Genomic DNA, 675 nt, shown 5'->3' with positions numbered 1-675 from the left:
ATCTTATCAAGACGTTGCAGAAGTATCACGTCAATGTGATGGATATCGAGAAAAAGTCATGCGATGTGGATGACTTTGATGTTTCACCGGAAATGATGACTTCAGCACTTCCGCTGCTCTATCAGAGTGGTTATCTCACCATCAAGAAGTATAACCCGCTGCTGCATCGCTATACTCTTGAATATCCAAACAGGGAGGTTAAAATAGGCATGCTCAAGAGTCTTGCGCCCAACTATCTTTCGCCGATTTCTCTGGACAACAACAGTCTGGTAGGTGATTTCCTGGAGAAGCTCTATGAGGCAGATGTCGAGGGGGCGATGGTGCGACTGAAAGCATATCTTGCCAGCATCTCCAACCGGTTGAGCAACAAGAGTGAGCGGGATTTCCAGACGGTGTTCTATCTTGTCTTCAATCTGATGGGTGCCCACATGAGGGTAGAGGAGAACAGTGCGATAGGCAGGGCTGATGCCGTGGTTTATATGCCGGATGCCGTGTTTGTTTTCGAGTTGAAGTATGATGGTTCTGCAGAGGAAGCAATCAGGCAGATTGATGAAAAGGGATATCTGATTCCTTATTCTGCCGACGGCAAGCGCCTCTTTAAGATTGGCGTTAATTACGACAGTACCCAGCGCACCATCAGCGAATGGAAGATCAAGGAAGAATAAGAAATATCAG

Annotated in this window: 1 protein-coding gene; it reads left to right on the top strand. The window is 46.8% G+C overall.

Going from position 1 to position 675, the window contains the following annotated elements:
* Positions 1-665 (top strand): PD-(D/E)XK nuclease domain-containing protein (locus ACQRBJ_RS16125; RefSeq protein WP_445304243.1); only part of this gene is annotated, 665 nt, incomplete at its 5' end.
* Between the last annotated feature and the right edge of the window lie 10 nt (positions 666-675).

Origin of the sequence: Prevotella sp. SGI.167 (assembly GCF_050313615.1) — a bacterium.
Classification (GTDB): Bacteria; Bacteroidota; Bacteroidia; order Bacteroidales; family Bacteroidaceae; genus Prevotella.
The sequence above is the reverse complement of the archived record's forward strand: the minus strand, read 5'-3'. Positions and strand labels throughout refer to the sequence as shown.